Source organism: Gimesia aquarii (assembly GCF_007748195.1).
GTDB lineage: Bacteria > Planctomycetota > Planctomycetia > Planctomycetales > Planctomycetaceae > Gimesia > Gimesia aquarii.
The window spans coordinates 6,387,300-6,402,875 of record NZ_CP037920.1; the positions used below are offsets into that span (position 1 = coordinate 6,387,300).

The 15,576-nt window shown below is 47.0% G+C and carries 12 protein-coding genes (1 of these 12 cut by a window edge); 10 read left to right on the top strand and 2 right to left on the bottom strand.

Annotation, left to right across the window (positions count from 1 at the left end; all coding sequences use genetic code 11):
* The 6 genes from rpiB to V144x_RS24430 form a co-directional block, all read left to right on the top strand.
* A protein-coding gene (rpiB, locus tag V144x_RS24405; protein ID WP_144989153.1) for a ribose 5-phosphate isomerase B crosses the window boundary here: on the top strand, positions 1–403 show its 3' portion. Its footprint begins 56 nt before the window's first position; only the last 403 of its 459 coding nucleotides appear in the window; the start codon falls outside the window, past its left edge; the stop codon is at positions 401–403.
* 404 nt (positions 404–807) lie between these two features.
* Entirely contained in the window at positions 808–3,792 is a 2,985-nt protein-coding gene (locus tag V144x_RS24410) for a DUF1553 domain-containing protein (protein ID WP_144989155.1), read from the top strand.
* An 8-nt stretch (positions 3,793–3,800) separates the two neighbouring features.
* A complete protein-coding gene (locus V144x_RS24415) occupies positions 3,801–5,264 on the top strand; it encodes a DUF1501 domain-containing protein (RefSeq protein ID WP_144989157.1) in 1,464 nt (487 codons plus the stop codon).
* A 114-nt stretch (positions 5,265–5,378) separates the two neighbouring features.
* Positions 5,379–6,566 carry an ROK family transcriptional regulator gene (locus tag V144x_RS24420; protein ID WP_144989159.1) on the top strand — a complete coding sequence of 396 codons (1,188 nt, stop codon included), beginning with the start codon at positions 5,379–5,381 and terminating at the stop codon, positions 6,564–6,566.
* A 693-nt stretch (positions 6,567–7,259) separates the two neighbouring features.
* Complete coding sequence (locus tag V144x_RS24425) at positions 7,260–7,829, top strand: RNA polymerase sigma factor (RefSeq protein ID WP_144989161.1); 570 nt, start codon at positions 7,260–7,262, stop codon at positions 7,827–7,829.
* 37 nt (positions 7,830–7,866) lie between these two features.
* Complete coding sequence (locus tag V144x_RS24430; RefSeq protein WP_144989163.1) at positions 7,867–8,205, top strand: hypothetical protein; 339 nt, start codon at positions 7,867–7,869, stop codon at positions 8,203–8,205.
* A gap of 90 nt (positions 8,206–8,295) precedes the next feature.
* Here the strand turns inward: V144x_RS24430 and V144x_RS24435 are convergent, their stop codons facing one another.
* Positions 8,296–9,825: a N,N-dimethylformamidase beta subunit family domain-containing protein gene (locus V144x_RS24435; protein WP_144989165.1), complete on the bottom strand. Its 1,530-nt coding sequence runs from the start codon at positions 9,823–9,825 to the stop codon at positions 8,296–8,298.
* A gap of 230 nt (positions 9,826–10,055) precedes the next feature.
* Between V144x_RS24435 and V144x_RS24440 the strand changes: the two genes are divergently transcribed.
* The 3 genes from V144x_RS24440 (at position 10,056) to V144x_RS24450 (ending at position 13,898) form a co-directional block, all read left to right on the top strand.
* Positions 10,056–11,333, top strand: coding sequence for a M20 metallopeptidase family protein (locus V144x_RS24440; protein ID WP_197998622.1), 1,278 nt, complete (start codon positions 10,056–10,058; stop codon positions 11,331–11,333).
* 4 nt (positions 11,334–11,337) lie between these two features.
* Positions 11,338–12,453: a carboxylate-amine ligase gene (locus V144x_RS24445; RefSeq protein WP_144989170.1), complete on the top strand. Its 1,116-nt coding sequence runs from the start codon at positions 11,338–11,340 to the stop codon at positions 12,451–12,453.
* 80 nt (positions 12,454–12,533) lie between these two features.
* Complete coding sequence (locus V144x_RS24450; RefSeq protein WP_197998623.1) at positions 12,534–13,898, top strand: excinuclease ABC subunit UvrC; 1,365 nt, start codon at positions 12,534–12,536, stop codon at positions 13,896–13,898.
* A gap of 25 nt (positions 13,899–13,923) precedes the next feature.
* Here the strand turns inward: V144x_RS24450 and V144x_RS24455 are convergent, their stop codons facing one another.
* The gene (locus tag V144x_RS24455; protein ID WP_144989172.1) at positions 13,924–14,340 is read right to left on the bottom strand and encodes a cyclic-phosphate processing receiver domain-containing protein; all 417 of its coding nucleotides are present in this window, start codon (positions 14,338–14,340) and stop codon (positions 13,924–13,926) included.
* A 249-nt stretch (positions 14,341–14,589) separates the two neighbouring features.
* Here V144x_RS24455 and V144x_RS24460 point away from each other — a divergent pair, with 249 nt between their 5' ends.
* The gene (locus V144x_RS24460; protein ID WP_144989174.1) at positions 14,590–15,570 is read left to right on the top strand and encodes a hypothetical protein; all 981 of its coding nucleotides are present in this window, start codon (positions 14,590–14,592) and stop codon (positions 15,568–15,570) included.
* Positions 15,571–15,576: the final 6 nt, after the last annotated feature.

Sequence of the window (15,576 nt, forward strand, 5' to 3'; positions counted from 1 at the left end):
TGCCGGATATCGGTATAAACGACGCATCATCGATCGCCTCACAAAAAAAGGATATCAAGTTGAAGATCTGGGGACTGATTCCACAGAGTCGGTTGATTATCCAGACTTTATCTTTCCAGCAGCAAAAGCCGTTGCTGAAGGGAAGTTCGAACGAGGGATTGTGCTGGGCGGTTCGGGGAATGGTGAAGCCATGGCCGCAAATCGAATCAAGGGAATTCGCTGTGCCGTCTGCTGGAATGAAAAATCTGCCCGTTTAGCCCGCATGCATAATAATGCGAATATGATTTCGTTAGGCGAGCGCATGATTTCCATTGAGGATGTTTACGAAATCATTGACATCTGGCTGAGCACTCCCTTCGAAGAAGGTCGGCATAACACTCGTATTCAGAAGCTTGACCAATAAGCCAATCAATCACAGAAATACTAAAAAGCAATATAGCGCACTGATGCGACATTCAGGATACGTACTCTCTACAAAATTTTCTGTTTCTAGAACGCCTTCTGTCCCTCACAAAAACAAAACGGCTTTTCTCAGTTCACCTCTACCCGTCAACCTCTCTCGGTTTGTTCAGATCCTAATACACGGAGTGATAACAACGGGACATCAGGCCTCATAATAAACACATTGGTCGAACATTCGTTCGATTTCTAGTAAGCAAAAGATAAACAAGAAAACGGTTTCCATTCAACGTAGTCATCAGAAATCAACCTTGTTTTGTAAACGGCGTTGACAAAATAAAATTGTCGTGTAGACTGAATAGATTCAACAGAAAATCCGTGTTTTTGAATCAACCGAAAGTACACACGATGCATTCGCGATTCGCTTCACTGCTGCTCTTTATGAGTCTGCTCGTTTTATGCCCAGCTACCCTAACAAAAGCCGCTGAGGGACCACCTGATTTTGAAACAAAGATTGCTCCCTTATTGATTAAACGTTGTGTCGAGTGTCACCAGGGGCACAATCCCTCCGGGAACTTGTCCCTCATCTCTCGGTCAGGTTTGCTCAAAGGGGGAGACTCCGGGGCAGTCGTTGATTTTGACACAGCGGAAACGAGTTCCCTGCTCCAAAGAGTTCATGATGGAGAAATGCCTCCCGAAAAACAGGGACGTCCGCAAAAATTGCCGGCAGAGGAAATCAAACTACTCGAAAGCTGGATTGCATCAGGCGCGCCTTGGCCTCAAGGGCGAACATTAGATTTGTTCGAACGAACGACAGAAATACGCGCCGGGCGAGACTGGTGGTCTCTACAACCGGTTGAACGTCCTAAAATTCCAAGATTGAAATCACAACAGCAACCAACGAATCCTATTGATGCCTTCATTCTCGCACGGTTGGAAAAAAGACAGATGTCGCCGGCTCCCCTGGCGGACAAACGAACTCTGATAAGACGCTTGTACTACAATTTGATTGGTCTTCCACCAACGAATGCACAGATCAAGCATTTTGTAAATGATAGCTCACCTCAAGCCTGGGAAAAGGTCATCGACAAATTACTTGATTCTCCACAATACGGAGAACGCTGGGCTCGTTATTGGCTTGATCTCGTCCGCTATGCAGATACGAGTGGTTATGAACGTGATCAGGAAAAACCGTTCGCGTGGAAATACCGTGACTGGGTCGTACAGGCATTCAATTCAGATTTGCCCTACCACCAGTTTATCGTTGAACAACTTGCAGGAGATGAAATTCCCAATCGCAGCAAACGTTCGGTCATCGCAACAGGTTTCCTTCGTTTGGGAACCTGGAATGATGAACCCAACGATCCTCTCGACTATCAATATGATCGGCTGGAAGATCTGGTGCATACTACCTCGTCGGCGTTTCTTGGTATGACTGTCAAATGCGCACGCTGTCACGCACACAAATTTGATCCCATCACTCAGGAAGATTACTATCGAATGGCCTCCGCATTTTGGGCGGGTCCCATTGCACCGCGCGCCCGCAAGCTGCTGGGAGGCCCCAATACAGATGAGCTGGGTTTTTCAGATGTTCTCGGATGGACTGATCTGAATGCAGAAACTCCACCACTTTATGTACTGAAAAATGGAGAACGAGAACATCCTCTACAAGAAGTAATACCGGCTTCGTTGTCGATGATTCCAAAACTGGAACACCCCTTCGCCACTCCCCCAGAGGAAGCAAAAACGACTCACCGACGATTACAACTCGCACACTGGATTACCAACTCAAATCATCCGCTGACTGCGAGAGTCTTAGTGAATCGGTTGTGGCTGCATCATTTTGGAGAAGGCATTGTTCGCTCCCCAAACAACTTTGGTTTTCTGGCAGATCCGCCTACTCACCCAGACCTCCTGGATTGGCTGTCCGCAGAATTCACCAGTGGTGGCTGGACCATAAAACGAATGCATAAATTAATCCTGACATCAAGAACCTGGCGACAATCCTCTTTGCATCCCAGATTCGCAGAGTATCAAGATCAGGATGCGGGAAACCGTCTCTGGTGGCGGGCAGAACGAAGGCGTCTTGACGCGGAAGCCTTACGAGATTCAATGTTAGCAACAACGGGTGAACTTGATTTGCAACTAGGAGGCCCCGGCTTTCACCCCACAATCAGCCCTGAAGCGCTTGAAGGACTTTCAAAAAAGTCAGCCGACTGGCAAGCATCGCCGGCTGAACAACAAAAAAGACGCAGTCTTTATATGTATGCTAAGCGCGGGTTGCTTCCACCGATGATGACCACTTTTGATTTTTGCAACCCAACACAACCTTGTGGGAAACGCGATGTGACAACCGTTCCCACACAATCGTTGGCACTTTTGAATAATCAATTCACTCATCTTCGAAGTGAGGCACTGGCGCAGAAAATTTCGGCTGAGAATATCGAACCCCGGATCCAAGTTCGGCAATTGTGGAGAAAAGTTTACGGGAGAGAGCCATCGCTCGATGAAACAGGCTTAGCAATGCAGCACCTTTCGATTCAACGTCAGCGATTTGAGAAAAATCACCTCCATCCACAATCTCAAAATAACAAAGGACTTGCTCCGCAATTAGAGAAGATGCAAAAAGCGCTGGTTCTACTCCTTCGTGCAGACGAAGGGATTACCGCCGATTCATCTGGTCGAGTTTCCGAATGGCGGGATCAATCGGGGCATCACCATCACGCCTGGCAGACAACAACTCACAGCCAACCACTTTTGGATCTTGAAGGATTTGGCAACAGACATCCGGCCATTCTATTTGACGGAAAACGGCGTTTTCTGCATTTACAAGGTGCATTGCTTAAAAAACAGGAGCATACCATCATCGCTGTTGTCAACGATCAAGGGGCTCCCGGGCATCGGGAAATTCTCTCCAATTGGAATGGCGCAGCAGGTAATGCAGGAACATCTCTGTTCCTGGGGCTGACTGCAAAGCAGACTGTCCGATTCAGCGATTACTTCCCAAACGCAGGAACAATCCAGAACCGGAAGAAGCCGTTTCTCATCACTGCAATCAACGGAGCGGAAAAGTCAGCCGTATATCAAAACGGACATCAGTTAGCATCCCGTGCACACTCTCTTGCTCCTCGAAATCTCTCGACAGACTGGGTGATCGGACAACAGGGAAATATCAACGGTGAATTTTGGAATGGTGGAATCGCAGAGCTTCGCGTTTATTCCCGCGCCCTTTCGGACGTCGAGCGAATGTTAGTCGAATTTGAAATTTGCCGACGTCATGGTATCCCTTTTCAAAAACCCAAAGTCACACCACAGCTGACACCAAAAGTCCTCGCACTGGCTTCGCTCTGTCATGTCTTGTTGAACTCGAATGAATTTCTATACGTAGATTGAGAATTGCCATGCCGAATCATGTTTTATTTCCCTGCCGCCGATCACGACGTGAGTTTGTCTGGGAAATGGGTGCCGGTTTCGCAGGACTTGCACTGACAAGTTTACTCAGCAAAGATGGCTTCTTCGAACGATATGCCTTAGCTGAGAGCCCACAAAGAACATTAAATCCAGCCGCTGCGAAAAGACCACAACTCAAGCCACGGGCCAAAGCATGCATCTTTCTGATGATGAACGGTGCGCCCTCACAAGTCGATACATTTGATTATAAGCCAGAGCTGCAAAAGTTTGCCGGAAAGCAACTCCCAGCAGACAAAAAATTCACTAATTCTGGTGGTCGAAAAGTGGGATACTTGACGCCAGCCTGGAGGAAATTTCAGCCTGGTGGTGAAAGTGGTTTACTGATCTCAGACTATTTCCCCAATGTCCGCAAGCATGCTGATAAACTTTGTGTGCTCAACTCCTGCCATACTGACAGCCATGCTCATGGGTCAGCACTTGTTGCAATGAATACTGGAAAAACTCTCATTGGAAGACCATCACTGGGAAGCTGGTGTGTTTATGGACTGGGAACAGAAAATGAAAGTCTTCCCGGATATGTCGTGATTCTGGACAAGCGAGGTGGTCCCATTAGTGGGCAACCAAACTGGTCGAGTGGATTCATGCCCGCCACTCATACGGGTACGCTGTTTCGACCTCAGGGTGATCCTATTCTCGACTTGAAAGGTCCCGGCCATATTACCCAGGCTGTCCAACGCGAACAGCTTGACCTCCTGGCACAAATCAACCAACGTCATCTCGACGCCAGACCTGGTGGACAGGAACTCGCAGCGCGGATCAATAGCTACGAACTCGCCTATCGCATGCAGACGGCGACACCTGACGCTGTCGACTTATCACAGGAAACCGAAAGTACCCTCAAGATGTATGGTATAGGTAAGCAGCCAACCGACGAATATGGCCGCAATTGTCTCATTGCACGCCGTCTCGTGGAAAAAGGCGTTCGATTCATTCAACTCTATTCCGGTGGAGGGCATCTCGAAGAAACCTGGGACGCACATGAAAGCATCGAAAAGAACCACGGTCGACATGGAGCAGAAGTTGATCAACCGATCGCCGCACTCTTGACCGACCTCGAACAGCGTGGGATGTTAGAAGACACATTGATTGTCTGGGGAGGAGAATTTGGCCGCATGCCATTCAGTGAAGGGAAAGACGCTCCGGGACGAAATCATAATCCCTATGGGTTCAGTATGTGGCTGGCCGGAGGTGGAGTCAAACCTGGAACAACCTATGGCAAAACAGATGAGTTCGGTTTTGAGGCTGCTGAAAATAAGGTCCATCTTCATGATCTCCACGCTACAATTCTACAAATTATGGGGCTAGACCATGAACGACTGACCTATTTTCATCAGGGGAGAGATGAAAGCTTGACGGATGTCGGAGGGAAGGTTATTCATGATATTCTTGCCTGAAACGGTTTGTTATCATCACGGTTGAAAATCGTGAGCCTCTTTGAGTAGTAATAAATCGATTATCCAAATTTGTTTCAATTGGTAACGGTAGTAGTTTTTTTCTCAAGGAATTTTATGACCACTTTCGTATCTTCTCAGCCACAAATACTCAGCCAGATGAATGAGCGTATGGTGTTGCGCATCTTGCGCGATAACGGCCCCAGTTCTCGAGCTGAAGTCAAGCGGCTTTCAGGAGTCACAGCTCCCACAGTTTCCAAAGCAGTCTCTTCACTCTTGAAGTCAGGAATGCTTGAGGAATTTGATACACCGGTGAATATGCGTGGTCGGCCGGCCAAAAGACTTCGTCTGGCAGAAAAAACGGCACAGGTGGTAGGGCTGGTTGTCGATTCTCCACACTGCCGTATTGTTACGACTGGCCTTGATGGTACGATTCGAGATGGATCGCATCAAGAATTTCCTATCCCTGGTACTTACGAAGAGTTATTGGAAACGGTAATCAATCGCATCACGACATTGAAATCGATCGATGGAGTCAAAACATTGGGGGTTGGTATCAGTTTGCCTGGCCTCTTTGATTATCGAGAGGGTCGTTCCATTCTTTCACCCAATGTCCCGATTACAAACACTCAATGCATTGGGAAGGATCTATCGGAACGACTGGGACTAACGTGTGTTGTGCTACAGGAAACCGATGCACTCTGCCTTGCTGAAAGCAATTCTGGCCTGGCGCGAGGAATTGACGACTTCGCGATGCTCGATGTCAGCACAGGTATTGGTTTAGGCGTGTTGATTGAAGGCCGCTTGCTCAAAGGAAGAAGCGGGTTTGCAGGTGAAATCGGTCATTTGCCGATGGTTCCTGACGGAATCTTGTGCGGCTGTGGACGCGTTGGTTGCCTGGAAACGATAGCCAGCGACACCGCACTTGCCAGGCTCGTCTCAAATCGCATCGGTCGACAACTCGACATTGAAGAGATCATCGAACTCGTTCGGGCAGACGAACTCAATGTCGCTACCGAATTAGACCAGGTCGCACAACAGCTCTCCTTTGCACTTGTCACTACAATTAATCTCTTTAACCCTCAGACGCTCTTTATTTACAGCCGTATGTTCGATATTGATCCCTCGCTCTTCGAGCGTCTCATTGAACGTACGGAAACAGCGGCACTGACATCTTCATTTCGTGACTGCCGCATTGAGCGTGCCAAAGGTAGCAAACGGGAAGGTGCCATTGCAGCCATTATTGAACACTTAACCGACTCGCGTATCTCCGAATCGAATCCACACTTCTTGAAAGTATTATAACAAAATCATAAACCATTAAGGTTTGCTTTTCAGGTCAATATTAAATGGAGTGTGATCAACATCTACATTTATTTTGAGGGTGGATTTTTTGTTATACTACTCAGGAATTTTAATCATCCCTCAATGAATGGCATCACAAAGTCGGCGATTATCATTTGATTATAGGCCTTTTAAATCCAAAATTGAGGCGATCTACCAACTATTTATTGTTCAAAACGAGAATTTGTCTGCGACATTAATCGTCTACATCGAACATCCCTAACATAGGGAGTGTAAAAAAATTCACGCAACGCGGGTCGCCATTCACTCTCAAATTCTTGCTGGGCAATCTCATCATCGCTCTCAATTCTCCATGCGGCTATCTGGATGAATATCATTGCAGGCACCCTCTTGCATTCCGAATTTCGATTCGCATTCATATTAAGGTGCGTGTTGGAGTGATAAGGATTCAAGCTGATACAATAACAGAACGATCCCAACCGTCAGACCTTCTCATTCAGAGTTCATCGATGGTATTTGTGGACTAAGATTATAAGCTTTTCGGTACCCCCATTTCGCGAAGCGAAATATTCTCCAAATCAAAGAAAATTTTCACATATTCGCATATCTTTTTCGAACACTACGAACAAAAAATGCCTCTTTAAAAGATAAACAAAAGAGAAAAGGCCCACAGATGTCTTCGGGGTTTAATATATGAAAAGCAGCCGGAAAGAGACTCAATGGGTATTGAGAGCACAATCCGGAGACACTGATGCATTGGATTCGTTGCTTAATGCGATTCAGGAGCCCATTTATCGTTACATCGTCAATTTAGTGAACAATGAGCATTTGGCAGATGACATTCTTCAAGAAGTGTTCCTACTGGTTGTTCGAAAGATTTACTGGATCAAAGATGCACGTGCGTTCCGACCGTGGGTCTACCGTATCGCAAGCCGGGAAACTTTTCGTAGTCTTCGACGGGAACGTCACAAGCCTGAACAGCCCCAAGACCCACACTTATTAGAATCTGTGGAAGAGATGTCCCATTTTGTATTAACTGATCAAGAAATAGCAGAAGCTCTGATGAAATTGTTGGATCAAGTTTCGCCGGCAAGTAGTGCCGTCTTGAACCTGCACTACTTACACGAGATGAGCTTACAGGAAGTAGCCGACATTCTCGAGATTTCGATTGGCACAGCAAAATCTCGTCTTTCGTACGGTCTTTCAACACTGCGCGAAAAACTAGGCCCGAGTTTTCGAGACGGCCAACACAGTACTGAATGAAATCAACATAACTAGATTCTGATTTGGGAGTGAATACATGAATAATTCATCAAAATTTGACAGGATCCGTCGATCAGCCCTAGACAGTGTCGAACAATCGGAACGTCATTTTCGAAAGGCAATCGTTGGATTTGCCTTTATTGAAGGGACGTGTTGGATTGGATATATCACACTGGCAGCGTTTTCCTTTTCGCTGCCCGTATTGATTGGGGTAGCTGCAGTCGCAGTGTATGTCATGGTGACCGGTGCCCTAATGGGGCTGAAACTTCACATGGACGCCTGCACGCAAAGAACACTTACCGCTATTGAACTGCTGGCGGAGGATGAACCGGATGATAACAACAGCGATACTGGTCTAAGCGATAAAAAGACATAAAACGTCTTGAGAGAGTTTTAACCATCCTTCGATGAATGACATTACAAAGCCGGCAATCATTATTTGGTTGCTGGCTTTTTTACTGCGAATTCAGGAAATAGCCCGCTGGATCAGATTATGAGTGATCTGTTGAACGCGTTCATCCGGGCCATGCGGTCGGGACCAGTGCGACCAGGGCAACATATGACCGGGTGGACTGGCAAGGTCCTGACACCAGAAGATTGTAGAAGCATTAAACACAAAGTTCCCTTTGGGTCCCGGGTAGATCGTGGCCGTCCATTGCTGTGGATTCACGCCTCCCTGGAGAGCCGTACCTCGCGCGACGACTTCTAATCCTGGAATATCAGATGGTGGATCGCCATGATATTCCCAACCGATGAGGCCAGGAATGGAATCACCTTTTTTCATCCCGGTGTTTTTAAACATCCAATGGTCGGGTAATTCACATACCCAGTCTCCGCCCCCGTTCACAGGATCCACATTCCGGGAGCCCATTAAGTAACCTTCATCCGGGCCACGATGGGGAAACGGTCCATTATCTCGTTCACGTGCTTCGGCATACTTATACTTTCCGCCGTAAGGACCACCGCGAAACATAATCCGCTGTGGCCGTCCATCGGTACTCTCTAATAGTGGCGTTACCCAACATACCGAGTTACCGGAAAAGAAGAGCAGGTTCACACCGGAATCACGCATCTTGACGACAGATTCGTACTGCTTAATGTCCCAGTACTCATCGTGCCCCACTGACAAAAACGACTTGCACTTTAAGCCATGATCTGGGGTGACCATATCACTATTCGAGCAGTAGGTCACATCATAACCGTGCTTTTCCAGCCAGTAGGCAAACGGGAATTCAAAACAGAGCCACTCACCCGAACCGAGAGATTGCGGGTTATCATAAATCTGTGCGTACTTGGCATAGGGACGATCAAAACTGACATCAGCCCAGGGACCTTGATTTCCTTTGGGATGCGTATAAACAGAATAGTTACTTGGCCATTTGTTATAAGCCTGCCAGGTGTTGTCAGAACATTGAAAGAGAATGTCGGCAGGACGATCATCTTTGACAATAAAGACGACATAATTTTGCCAATAGCCATATCCTGTTTTATCTTTAAGTGTTGAAAGCCGACCCAGATAAACACCGCTTGGCCAGTCGTCAGGAATGGTTAAAGAAACAGCGGCGTCCCAATGACACTCATGTAAATTCTTTTTGCCCGGTTTTGGTACAGGCTGAGGTTTACCTTGAAAGGGACCCAAATTTTGCATCAATCTTGCGCCACGTCCACCATAATAACCGGTACGAAAAATTTCGATTTTGAATTCCTGGGCTGGACGTGTCGAAACCATAATCTCAATTTCGTCCCCGGCAGCAACGCTTTGCTTCGAACAATACCCTTCGATCTTAGATGAGCGGAATCCCCCCCGTTTATCGAGCTGAACCCGTGTGAGTTGCCAATCCGAGGCCCCTGCTTTCAAGTTTTCACGATGGATCAAATCGGGATCAGCACCTGCTGACTGAGATGCGTTCAAAGAAACAGTCCCCGCCAGCGACGCCAATGAAGTTGCTACGGCTCCTTTGAGGAGATTGCGGCGATCTGGGTTCACATCTTTCATCTATCGAATTCCTTATGCTCAAAGCGGTCAATCATTACAAAGCAATTCAGTCTACTAACCCACTTATTATTTTTTTTAGAATTTCATAGTTTTTCAATTCTGACTTTATGATAACCGCAACATGACTAAAATAAGAGCATAATCAAATTTATTTTAAAGTCAGTTTGAGATTAATAGACCTTATCGATGATAGCCGCTATTGATCGTGACTCACACATTGGGAGCTGTCAGTGGCATCATTTTCTCTGGATCAAGCCGAAATCAGAGCCTTCTATCAAGCGTTTTCCAAACAGCTTGAAATAGAACTGAAAGAACTGGAACCGACACTCGTCGATATTCGACGCACACTTCACAAATTTCCCGAAGTCAGTGGTGAAGAGAAAAGAACATCCCAGTTGATCTCGGAAAAATTAAACGCAATTGGGCTGCAACCTCAAATTATGCGCAAAGACGTAGGCGTCACCGCAGACTTGACTCTGGGTACAATTGCTCCCAATGCGCCTCTGATTGCCATTCGTGCCGACATTGATGCCTTACGAATTACAGATCAGAAAGAAGTTGATTATTGCTCTCATAACCCGGGTATCGGGCATCTCTGTGGACATGACGCCCATACAGCGATCACTTTAGGAGTGGCACTTGGAGTCAATCGACTCGCCGAATATTTCAAAAACCAATGGAAGGGATTCGGACTCCGCTTGCGGTTTATTTTTCAGCCTGCTGAAGAAATTTGCTTAGGCGCACGCTGGCTGGTCAAACAAGGGGTCATGGAAGACGTCGATGCCATTATTGGCCTGCATATGGACCCGGAAATTGAAGCGGGCGCTGCCAATATTCGCTATGGTGTCATGACAGCTTTCTGCGATGAAGTCCAATTTAAAATCCACGGAACGGGAGGTCATGCAGCGCGACCGCATCATGTTGATGATCCAATTACCACAGCCGCTCAACTCATCTCGAGTCTCTATCAGAATCTCCCCCGATCCATCGATTCGCGCACGCCAGCTGTATTTACGATTGGGCAAATCGCTGCTGGACAGGCCCCGAATGTCGTTCCTGAAACTGCAGAATTGAGAGGGTCCTTGCGTTCCACCAATGAGCATGCTCGTTCCGTTTTACACAAGACGATCGAAGACATCGCTCAGGGGATTGCACTCAGCACCGGCACAAGAATTGATGTTCTCTTTAAATCCCCCCTGCCGGCAGTCGTCAATGATTCGATTATAACCGCTGCTTTTGAACAATCGGCAAAAGATGTGCTGGGACATCAGCAAGTAGGCCAGATCGACATGCCCAGTATGGGGGGGGAAGATTTTTCGATTTATCTGGATTCGGCTCCTGGTTCGATGTTACGGCTGGGCTGTGCACGACCAGATCAGGAAGCGGTGTTTCTACATTCTCCTTATTTCGACATTGATGAACGCGTACTAGCCATCGGCAGCCGCATCATGCTGCAGACGGCACTTCTGCTTTCACTCAATCCACAAATTCTTCAAAAAGGTGGCTAATCACATGGGACCAATTTCTTTTGCAAGAAATGATTACCCGACTCTGGGAGTAGAACTCGAACTCCAGATGGTGGATGCGGAAACATTTGCCCTTTCAAGTTCAATTACAGAGCTATTGGCGCAGCTTCCCGAAGAAACAGCTCAATCTGTCAAACCGGAACTAATGCAAAGTTACCTCGAAATCAACACGGGAATCTGCCGTACGGTTTCGGATGTCCGTGACGATCTGACAGGAAAACTAAAAGATGTCACTCAAGCCGCAGACAAACTGGGGCTCAAACTGTTTTGGGCTGCCACGCATCCCTTTTCTTCCTGGCGGGATCAGGAAATTACTGTCAATGAACGCTACTACGAGCTGGTCGACCTGATGCAGGATGTGGCCCGCAGGCTGGTCACCTTTGGTTTGCATATTCATGTGGGAGTCGATTCAGGCGATAAGGCCGTCATGGTCTGCGACCGTATGATGAGGCACTTGCCTTTACTGCTCTCGCTCTCTTCCAATTCTCCCTTCTGGGAAAATCGGGATACGGGCCTGCATTCGAATCGTTCCAAAATCATGGAAGGCTTACCCACAGCCGGACTACCTCCCGCCATGCGTAACTGGAGTGAATATACGTGGCTGATCAACCACTTGATCAGTACTGGTTTCATCAATACGATTCGCGAAATCTGGTGGGATATCCGTCCGCATCATAACTTCGGTACTGTGGAAATTCGCGTTTGTGATATGCCCGCTAATCTGGAACAGGTTTTATCTCTGACCGCTTTAGTGCAATGTCTCGTCAAATCCATCTCCAATGAAATTGATGAAGGCGCTTATCAACTACAGCATCACCCCATGATGGTCCAGCAAAATAAATGGCGCGCCACGCGCTATGGGATTGACGCCAGCCTGGTAAATAGCGACAGTTATCGGCTCTATTCCGTACTGGATTCGACCACCCATTTGGTTGATCTTCTTTCCGATTCTTCAAAACAGCTGGAGTGTACAACTGAGTTACAAGGGATCTATGACTTGATCCAAAATTCTGGAGCCAAGCGACAATTGGAGATTATGAAAGAAACGGGGGATCGACGAGAAGTCGTCAAACAGATGATCGAAGAAAATAACACCTTCTGATTTCGTGTCGAATCTTCTATAATTCAGAAGCCCTTGCGAAATCAAAGAATACGTTTGACGTTTTTCAGGAATCTGATTCGGTGTCTGATACCGACAATCTCCCTAGCAATGAATCTCCAGCACCTGAGTCTGCAGACCAGAGTGCGCAGACACCTCAGGAAAAAGTGCGATCTTTCCCCACAACGGCCGGTATTTATCTGATGAAAGATGCGCAGGGGCGCGTGATTTATATCGGCAAAGCGGTCAACTTGAAAAGCCGCGCTTCAAGTTATTTTACGCAAGCTGCCGCCGTTGACCGCCGTACCGCAGAACTGGTGACAGAAATCGCTGACATTGATTTCCTGGAAACGGAAACGGAAGTCGATGCGCTGCTACTAGAAGCCCGACTGATCAAAGATATTAGGCCACGTTTCAATTCCGAACTCAAGGACGATAAAACGTTTCCGTATCTCGAAATTACGACGCGTGAAGATTTCCCGCGAGTCGAGTTCACACGCAAGCCACATACTAAGGGAACGAAGCTGTATGGCCCCTTTACCAACGCCAAACAACTCAGAGGCACAATCACCGTCTTACAGAAAATTTTCCGCTTCCGAAACTGCTCACTGGATATTGAAGAGGGAGACGAAAAATGGCGCTGGTTCCGCCCTTGCCTGCTGCACAGCATCAACCAATGCACGGCTCCCTGTAATTTGCGAATCAGTAAAGAAGATTATCGTAAAGACATCAACAAGCTAAAGCTGTTTCTGGATGGCAAAAAAGACCGTCTCTTGAATGAGATGAAAAAAGAGATGCAGGCTGCCTCAGAAAAAAAACTCTATGAGAAGGCGGCCCGCTTGCGGGATGAAATTCAATTGCTGGACAGCTTAAACCTGCGTGGTAATTTAGAAGATCATGCCCAGCCGGAAGTATTTTATATTGACCCGAAAAAAGGGATGCAGGGTTTAAAGAAAGTCTTCCAACTCCCTGAATTGCCTCGCCGTATCGAAGGCGTGGACATTGCCCACCTGCAGGGAGGTGAAACAGTCGCGAGCCTGGTACAGTTCATCGACGGGTTACCTTTCAAACACGGTTATAAGCGTTTTAAAATTCGCACCGTCAAAGGCATTGACGATTTCGCCTCGATTCGCGAAGTCGTCAGCCGTCGCATCAGTCGTCTGCATCAGGAAGGCGAAAGCTTTCCCGATATTCTGCTCATCGACGGCGGGAAAGGCCAACTGAGCGCGGCGATGTCCGCAATGCACGAACTGGGTGTGGAGCCCCCGTTTACGATTTCCCTCGCCAAACGCGAAGAAGAAGTCTTCGTCCCCGGCGAATCCGAACCCCGCCGCCTCAGCCGCCACTCGTACGGCTTAAGACTCCTGCAATACGTGCGCGACGAATCCCACCGCTTTGCCCAGCACTATCATCATCTGCTGCGGAAGAAATCGCACTTTGACGAGTGATTGTAAGAAGTTAGAGCCCTCCATATTATTTGAGATGGTCGATGACTTCCCGAATCCACCATGTGGTTACCCATTCCAAATCATTAAATGGCATCACACGTGAGTTTGTCCAGCCGGCATCATTGAGTACCATTTCCATTCCAGGTGCGGCAATTGAATTTGTCGTGTGGATGATAACATGGCAAACGGGAGACTGTGTCGCAATAAAATCAGCAACATCGCGCCCCGTTCCAGGGTCGGGTTCTGCTTCGGATTGTGGGAACAGATCATGATCAAGGCTGATGAGAGCAGCAGACGATATGCTATCTTGTAACCAGGCAATGATATCAGGCGCATTTTTAAACATCGCAATCTTGTATTGCGAGAGTTCTTCAGACAGGACAGCGTTCATTGCTTCCAGTCGATCAAGCTCGTCATCAAGAATCACAATTGTTGATGTCATAATGAAACTACCCAGGCGTCTCACTTAGTTAACCACTTTTTTCCATATTTACATCTTAATAGATGGGAAAGTCTCGTGTTAACATTAATCTAACTGTTTCAATACTGGATATGAGCCAATGATTGTAGCGACCATAATTTCCTGGCTATTTTAAATACCAATACTCATAATTAGAACAAGACATTCTTCGCGTTGATCAAGAGCTGTATTAAATGCTTAACTGACACCACTCTCATAAGGAAGGGGTGAATGGCTATAAATTCTGTACCCGAATTCAATCGAATATTCCTAGATCAATTGCCTGCTGAGACAATAAATGAAGCAGCAGAGCTCTTCGCCTGTGTTCTTCCCAACCGTAAAAAAACAACTGACAAGTTAACAAAACAAGGGCCGCACTTGTTAAATTTCATTCTCTATGAATTTGATATTCCTGCGAGCAACTTGAAAAAAGCAGCAAAGGCCTTGAGTATTGATGTTTCAGGTTTCACAAAAGACGAAATCATAGCTCACCTAAGGAAAATCTTACCTGAAATGGAAGAAGCCGTCAGGAAAGGTCGCTCACTTTCAAATGTCAACACGACTTCTGCTGAATCGCAAGATTCTTCAGCGGGGATGAGCCTGGATGGCCTTTGGGAGGAGGCAGAACGAGTCGCAAAATCAGTGTTGCTATTGAAAGCAAGAAAAAGTGGGAAAACGTCAAAAAAACCGATTGCCGTTTGGAATCCAAAACTGCCCTCGAAGATGGAAAACGGCCTATGGTTCAGAATCGATATGCGCAAACATCCTGATCCAAAGCTTTGTGCCGATGGCGTGCTGGACGTGGATGTAGCCCCTTATGGTCCTGAAAGTACAGCGACGTTGAATAAAGGTCAATCATTGAAAATTAACAAGGGTGAACGACCATTATATGCTGAAGAAGCATGGGACTTTCCTTGCCAGGAAATTCTCGAAACGAAGGCGAAAAAATCGATTCGGGAAGCACTGGCTAATGATAGTGAGCTTTTGTCTGAGTATGATTCTGCATGGTGGGTCGAAGCGAACCCACGTGATATATTTACCCACACCGCTGTTTATGCACAATTAGGTGGCTGGAATATTGGATGGCCCGATGAATCAATCGATGAACAACAAAATAAACGACTCATCGTAAGGACTTATCAGAACGCGGAACCATGGATCGAAGTGTTTCGTGTAGGACGGAAATACGAAGTGAGCGTTAGAATCACATAAAAACCT

What these genes read in the sequence shown, in the direction of transcription:
- V144x_RS24445 (WP_144989170.1), top strand. Translation starts at nt 11,338, where the DNA reads ATGGGACCAATTTCTTTTGCAAGAAATGATTACCCGACTCTGGGAGTA.
- V144x_RS24430 (WP_144989163.1), top strand. Translation starts at nt 7,867, where the DNA reads ATGAATAATTCATCAAAATTTGACAGGATCCGTCGATCAGCCCTAGAC.
- V144x_RS24420 (WP_144989159.1), top strand. Translation starts at nt 5,379, where the DNA reads ATGACCACTTTCGTATCTTCTCAGCCACAAATACTCAGCCAGATGAAT.
- V144x_RS24425 (WP_144989161.1), top strand. Translation starts at nt 7,260, where the DNA reads ATGAAAAGCAGCCGGAAAGAGACTCAATGGGTATTGAGAGCACAATCC.
- V144x_RS24410 (WP_144989155.1), top strand. Translation starts at nt 808, where the DNA reads ATGCATTCGCGATTCGCTTCACTGCTGCTCTTTATGAGTCTGCTCGTT.
- V144x_RS24455 (WP_144989172.1), bottom strand. Translation starts at nt 14,340, where the DNA reads ATGACATCAACAATTGTGATTCTTGATGACGAGCTTGATCGACTGGAA.
- V144x_RS24415 (WP_144989157.1), top strand. Translation starts at nt 3,801, where the DNA reads ATGCCGAATCATGTTTTATTTCCCTGCCGCCGATCACGACGTGAGTTT.
- V144x_RS24460 (WP_144989174.1), top strand. Translation starts at nt 14,590, where the DNA reads ATGGCTATAAATTCTGTACCCGAATTCAATCGAATATTCCTAGATCAA.
- V144x_RS24435 (WP_144989165.1), bottom strand. Translation starts at nt 9,825, where the DNA reads ATGAAAGATGTGAACCCAGATCGCCGCAATCTCCTCAAAGGAGCCGTA.